This window comes from Vicinamibacterales bacterium (genome assembly GCA_041659285.1).
In the GTDB taxonomy this organism is placed as follows: Bacteria; Acidobacteriota; Vicinamibacteria; order Vicinamibacterales; family UBA2999; genus 12-FULL-67-14b.
Window position 1 is genome coordinate 74,772 of the sequence record JBAZYO010000012.1, and the last position, 1,000, is coordinate 75,771.

At 59.8% G+C, this 1,000-nt stretch carries 1 protein-coding gene; it reads left to right on the forward strand.

Annotated elements, in window-relative coordinates; all coding sequences use genetic code 11:
- Positions 1-8 precede the first annotated feature (8 nt).
- Entirely contained in the window at positions 9-893 is an 885-nt protein-coding gene (locus WC815_18110) for a cupin-like domain-containing protein (GenBank protein ID MFA5910699.1), read from the forward strand.
- Positions 894-1,000 lie beyond the last annotated feature (107 nt).

Consider the following 1,000-nt stretch of genomic DNA (forward strand, 5'->3'; position numbering starts at 1 on the left):
ACGATTCCATGACTTCACTTGACCGCGTCGCCTTTGCCACGCTCACGCCCGAGCTGTTCCACATGTGGTACCGCTCGAAGAGCAAGCCATTCATCATCACAGGCGCCTTCGACGGGGTCAAGGATTGGACCCTGGATGTGATCTCGGAACTGCTGGGGACGCAGGAGTACAACGTCAGGGTCTACGGTAAAGACTATCGCAGCCGGCCCAAGCGGGAGTGGAAGAAGTACAGCGAGATCGAGTCACACACGCCTCAAGCGTACGTCGAGTTGCTGCGCAATCGCACCGCGCACGAGAACAGCATGTACATGGCGCAGGTCGCCATCGGACAGACGCCGCTCGCCACCACCATCCGCGACCGCGTGCTCCAGCTCGAGCAGAAGTGCGACATGGAGACCATCCATCCGCTGATGGATCTCAACCTCTGGTTTGGTCCCGGCGGGCACACCGAGCCGCTGCACTTCGACACCGGTGACGGCACACTGATGCAGTTGCACGGGTCCAAGCGCGTCACGCTGTTTCCACCGTGGGAGACCCGCAACCTGTATCCGTTCGAGTTCTACCGCGAGATTCCGCCGTGGTTCAGCCAGGTGGATACCGACAACCCCGACCCGAAAGTGTTTCCGCGCTACGCCGAAGCCCTCGCCAATCGCATCGAGGTGGTCGTCGAGCAGGGCGAGATTCTCTACATTCCCGTGAGCTGGTGGCACGAGGTCACGGCGCTCGGCACCGACTACGTCTGCTCGGTCAATCGCTTCTGGAAGGTGAAGCCGGTCGAACGCAACTTCTCTCACGGGCGTTCGTCGATCTTCTGGCTGATGAACCAGGTGCCCTGGTCGGTGGTGATGAAGGTGGACGGCACCATGCGGAGGTTGCTGGGTCGGCCGTCTTAAACACCTCCATCAGGTCGAAATCAAGCCCATGCCGTCGAAACAAGCCTCATTTTGACGTTTAGGGTCGAAAACAGCTATTCGATTGACCTGCCGCCTTCATGAACCTC